The following is a 4,350-nucleotide window of genomic DNA, read 5'->3' as shown; positions in this document are numbered from 1 at the left end:
TATGAAGAGATCGAACCAGGACTTGAACCCGGAAATGCTATTGTCTTCTCTCACGGTTTTAACATCCATTACAACCAGATAGTGCCCAGGAAGGACATCGATGTGTACATGGGGGCACCAAAAAGCCCGGGACACCTGGTACGCAGGACGTATAAAGAAGGACATGGAGTGCCTGGTCTGATCGCAGTCTACCAGGATGCTACAGGCATGGCAAAACAGTTAGCTCTGGCACATGCAAAAGGTGTGGGTTGCACACGGGCCGGAGTGTTCGAAACAACTTTCCGTGAGGAAACGGAAACTGACCTCTTCGGAGAGCAGGTAGACCTGTGCGGTGGCGTGGCTTCTCTTATCAAGACCTCCTTTGAGGTTCTTGTCGAAGCCGGTTATCAGCCAGAGATGGCATATTTTGAGACCACTCACGAACTGAAGCTCATCGTAGATCTTATCCATGAAGGTGGCCTGGAAAAGATGTGGTATTCCGTATCCAATACCGCGGAATACGGTGGAATGACCGTTGGGCCCAAGGTAATCAATGAACTGTCCAGGGAAGCTATGTATGAGGCTCTGGAGCGTATCCAGAACGGGCAGTTCGCAAGGGAGTTCGTGCTTGAAGGCAAGGCCAACAGGCCGGTACTCACAGCCATGGAGCGCCAGGACAGGGAACATCCCGTGGAAGAGGTGGGCCGCAGATTGCGTGCAATGATGCCCTGGCTTAACAGTGGCCTTAATGAGAAGTGAACTTTCTCAAATATATTTTTTTAATAAGTTACAAAGACGTGTTCTATATACAAGGATACGTCCCTTTTTTTGAAGTGATCTAAATGCAGGGAACTATACAGACAATTCTATCAAGAAGAAGCATCCGCAGTTATACATCTGAGCCTGTGGCAAGAACAGACATTACAATGATCCTTGATGCCGGGCGCTGGGCACCATCGGGTCTTAACAACCAGCCCTGGAAGTTCATAGTCGTACAGAACAGGGACACAATAGAAAAACTGGCCGGTTGCACACGCTATTCATCTATTGTAAAGGGAGCAGGCGTGATCATAGCTGTTTTTCTGGATACCTCTACGATGTATGATCGCACAAAAGATGTACAATCCATAGGTGCAGCCATACAGAACATGCTGCTTGCCTGCTGTGAACTTGGATTGGGAGCAGTATGGCTGGGAGAGATACTGAATAATAAAGAACAAGTGAATTTGATTTTAGAAGCGCCTGAATCACTGGAGCTCATGGCAGCACTGGCCATAGGGCATCCTGACAGGAGAGAAGTAACATCTTCAAGGAAAGAACTTCCAGAAATAGCCTTTGAAGAGCATTACGGCGATCAATGGAGGTAGAGACGAAGGCGCAAACCGGAATTAAGGAGGTTTAAGGATACATTTTGGATTTAGACACCAGTTTGGTAGTGGAAGGTTTTCCTGTTTTGCCCTTCATCTCTAATCCTAAGTATGTACTTCTTGTATTTAAAGATTTGTTCGCAATGCGACTAATCAAGGATAATTGATTTAGGCCATGATCAAGTCAATTTGAAGACCTTTTTTTGCCCTGATTTTTCCCGCAGCTACGATTTACACATATCTCGATCGCTTCCTTATCCTTTTCCTTTATGCGGATCATTTTCCATCCACAGACCTCGCACCTGCGGTCAAGTATCGTAAGCCTGCCCTCCTGAGGCAGGGACTGAGTACGGCCACATCTTTTACTACAGCCCAGAAAACGTGAATTCTTCGTAGTTATAAGGAACATCTCTCCGTCACAGACCGGACACTGCCCCACCACTTCCGGAGGATAGCATTCCTTTGCCCGGTCACATGCAAAGCAAGGTCCTATACCCACTGCCCAGCAATACTTGTTTGCGACCTTTATTACCGCAGCTCCACCCTTAGGGCATTCTTTTGAGCGAAGTATGGAAAGTGCACCATCCCTGGGCAGAGGATAGGTGTTCCTGCATTGCGGATATCCGGTACATCCTACAAAACGCCCCTTATCAGTGTTTATTATGCGTAGCACATGCCCGCAATCCGGACATTTGCCAATGTAGTTCTTCTTGTCCTCAGTGGCAGTCCCATCATTGATAGAGCCTGCCAGCCGGGACACGATGGAATCCCGGCTCTCAGTGAGCTGTGCATACATCATCCTGATAAGCTCGGTTCCCTCTGCAACAGCAACTTCAAATTTCTTGCTGCCCTCTTCCACTTCCTGCACAAGGGACTCTATGCGTGCCCTTATTTCCGGCTTCACTACAAGAGGTACTGAGTTGCTCAGAGCATCCATAAGGCTGAAACCGGTTTCCTGAATGACTATGGTCTTGCCTTTAGTTTCAAAATAACCACGCTTCTTGTTGGTTTCTATATGAGAAGGAGCTGTTGCCTTAGTACCGATGCCATGCTTATCCATAAGGGTCAGAAGTTCGGCTTCAGTAAGGTGTTTTGGAGGAGTGGTTTTGGAAGCTATGTTCTCCAGTTTTTTCACTTTGACCTCTTCGTTCACCTGGACATCTGGCAGGAATTTGTCATTCTTTGTCTCAAAAGGATACACGGCCATCCAGCCTTCGTTTTTCATTACGGATCCGGAAGAGTCGAACAGCTCTCCCTTCACTGTGATCTCAAGATGCGTTTTTTCGAATAAAACCGCAGGCATGAGGTTAGCAAGAAAATGCCGGGCTATCAGGTCATACACCTTACCTGCGCCTTCTACCTTTACAGCCTTGTCCACTTCCTTTACAGCAACTGCCTTTATCGGATGTATGGGAGGGTGGTCATGCCCGTCCTTTGTACCATTGCGCACAGCAATATCACCAGCAGAAAGTATGGCAAGTGCATGGTCCCTGTATTCTGTGGATGTGAAGGCTATGACCTTTGACCTGAAATCAAAATCATCGGCATATTTATTGGTCTCGGTCCTTGGATAGCTTGTAAAACCGTTCAGGTACAGCTGTTCAGCGATCTCAAGAGCAGATTCCGGACTGATGTTCAGGAACTTGGATGCACGTTTGAGAAATTCAGTGGTGTTTAGAGGAAATGGTGCATTTGTCTTTACTTCAGTGACGCTCTTTTTTGTAACCAGTCCGGTCTTGCATGCCCGGATACGATCGAATATTTCGGCTGCCTTTGCCTTATCCCTGATATTGCCTGCCCGGTGCACTCCTTTGAGATCCATGTCCTTTGCATGGAAAAGTGCTTCGATCTTCCAGAAATCCTCAGGACTGAACTCTTTTATGGCCTTCTCTCTTTCATATACGAAACCGCATGTAGGGGTCTGGCAAGGTCCTATGGAAAGGATATCCTTGGTGCGTGCCCTTTCTCTCACAGCCAGGGTCAGATACCGGGTAAAAGCAGCTCCCATCTTAAGGTCGAGGATCTGGCGGGCATCCGCAGACATTGCCATGGCTGTATCAGGTTCCAATGGAGCGTCGAAAGCTTTAGTTATCTCAGACGCTGACAATGAAGAGAACCTTGCTCTTTTTACAGGAGCGCGGGAAACCCTGGCTGCAAGTTCCTTTGCTTCAAAACCTATATTCTCACCTTCCCTGTCAAAATCACAGGCAAGTATTATCCCATCAGCTCCCCTGGCAAGAGAGAGAATGGCATCTGCAAACGGTTTTTTTGTAACTGTCTTGATGGGTTGGGTATCGATCAATATGGCCGGGTCCACTGAACGCCAGTCGTTCAACTCCTGTGGGAAATCATAACCCATGATATGACCCGAAAGACCCATTACCTGCCATTCCTTACCATCCCTGCGGAATACATAAACAGGTACCCCTTCGACAAGCTTTCTGTCAGGCTTGCCCCCGCTGAGAATATTGGCTATCTGTGAAGCAGCTTTGTTCTTTTCGGTAAATACAACAACAGTCATGATATATCTGCACCTGATCAGAATAGTGTGCGATACATTATAACTGACATTACATAACTTTATCCGCTATTGCTAGGATAAAAATATAGGGGCACCAGACCTAAACTAAAAGGCTGGTGGCATAGCTGAGCAGCAGATAGACAGGACTTATATAACCCCCCATCACAAGCAGGTTATTGAATATTATCAGCATTCCCATTATTGCAAGGGTATGTCTGAGGGCATTCCATGCAAAGGTCTGGTCCTGTTCTTTCCCTGCAGAGGAACGTATGATATAAGCATAGCTTCCAAGCAGTGCTATTATAAAGAAGACCTTGAACAGCACGATGCTGTAAAGGCCATTCATGGAAGCGAATGCAGATACGACCGGATTGCCTTCCTGTGCAAGACCGGTCTCTATGGCATATATAGTGGTCAACAGGTCACCTATCACATAGAACAACAGGACGAACCTTATGTCCTTAAGGAACCCGTAAATATCCA

The 4,350-nt window shown here is 47.0% G+C and carries 4 protein-coding genes; 2 read left to right on the top strand and 2 right to left on the bottom strand.

Annotation, left to right across the window (positions count from 1 at the left end):
* Positions 1-738: ketol-acid reductoisomerase (gene ilvC, locus AB7U21_RS10690; RefSeq protein WP_428388934.1), on the top strand; the 738-nt coding region annotated here is incomplete at its 5' end.
* An 83-nt stretch (positions 739-821) separates the two neighbouring features.
* The gene (locus AB7U21_RS10685; RefSeq protein WP_333786968.1) at positions 822-1,346 is read left to right on the top strand and encodes a nitroreductase; all 525 of its coding nucleotides are present in this window, start codon (positions 822-824) and stop codon (positions 1,344-1,346) included.
* 184 nt (positions 1,347-1,530) lie between these two features.
* On the opposite strand, the gene AB7U21_RS10680 is transcribed toward AB7U21_RS10685, so the two are convergent.
* Entirely contained in the window at positions 1,531-3,867 is a 2,337-nt protein-coding gene (locus AB7U21_RS10680; protein WP_428388931.1) for a DNA topoisomerase I, read from the bottom strand.
* A gap of 100 nt (positions 3,868-3,967) precedes the next feature.
* On the bottom strand, positions 3,968-4,350 hold a 383-nt coding region (locus AB7U21_RS10675), incomplete at its 5' end, for a DUF5658 family protein (RefSeq protein WP_428388929.1).

The organism is Methanomethylovorans sp. (assembly GCF_050177135.1).
In the GTDB taxonomy this organism is placed as follows: domain Archaea; phylum Halobacteriota; class Methanosarcinia; order Methanosarcinales; family Methanosarcinaceae; genus Methanomethylovorans.
Note: the sequence above shows the minus strand (reverse complement) of the source record. Positions and strands in the feature narration are given on the sequence as shown.

Bases quoted from the DNA above. Each gene is read 5' to 3' on its own strand.
- AB7U21_RS10685 (WP_333786968.1), top strand. From the start codon at position 822: ATGCAGGGAACTATACAGACAATTCTATCAAGAAGAAGCATCCGCAGT.
- AB7U21_RS10680 (WP_428388931.1), bottom strand. From the start codon at position 3,867: ATGACTGTTGTTGTATTTACCGAAAAGAACAAAGCTGCTTCACAGATA.